This window comes from Labedella phragmitis (assembly GCF_004078635.1).
Taxonomy (GTDB): domain Bacteria; phylum Actinomycetota; class Actinomycetes; order Actinomycetales; family Microbacteriaceae; genus Labedella; species Labedella phragmitis.
In genome coordinates, this window is the sequence record NZ_RZNB01000013.1 from 1 (window position 1) to 792 (window position 792).

At 69.2% G+C, this 792-nt stretch carries 1 protein-coding gene; it reads left to right on the top strand.

Annotated elements, in window-relative coordinates:
- Window positions 1-792 (top strand): DUF7927 domain-containing protein (locus ELQ90_RS16455; RefSeq protein ID WP_128496390.1); only part of this gene is annotated, 792 nt, incomplete at both ends.

Genomic DNA, 792 nt, shown 5'->3' on the forward strand with positions numbered 1-792 from the left:
CGCTCACGCCGATCGGGCGTCTGCTCGTCTCGAAGTCGGTCGAGGCCTCGGCCGATCCGATCGTCCCGGGCACGACGTTGACCTACACGCTGACATTCGAGAACGCCGGCGCCGGCCCCGTGTCCGTGAACAAGTCGGACAACCTCACGGGTGTGCTCGACGACGCGACGCTCACGACCGCGCCGGTCGTGTCGGCCGACGGTGGTCTGACCGCCACTCCCGTGGTCGATGGCATCTTCTCGGTGACGGGCGAACTCACCGCTCGACAGACGACCACGGTGACCTACACGGTCACGGTCAACGAGGAGGACGCGCGCGGCGACAACAGGGCCGCGAACTTCGTCGTCGACGACCGCTCCACGCCGCCGCCCACCGACTGCGTTCCGGGCAGCACGGAGTGCACGGTGACGGACCTGCCGCGTGTGACCTCGTCGAAGTCGGTCGATCCCGCGTCCGGCGCGTCCGTCGATGCCGGCGACGTGCTCACCTACACGCTGACCTTCACGAACGACGGCACCGCCGAGGGACCCGTCGACTTCACGGACCACCTCTCGCGCATCCTCGACGACGCGACGGTGACGACTGCTCCCGTCGCCTCGGACTCCGCGCTCTCCGCCGTGCTCGGTGCCGATTCGATCGTGGTGACCGGTTCGCTCGCGGCCGGTCAGACGGTGACGGTCACCTATGCGGTGACCGTGTCGCCCGACGGATCGCGGGGCGACAACCGGCTCGGCAACGTTCTCGTGGAGACGGGTGAGGACCCGCCGGCGGAGTGTGTCGAGGGCAGTGCGA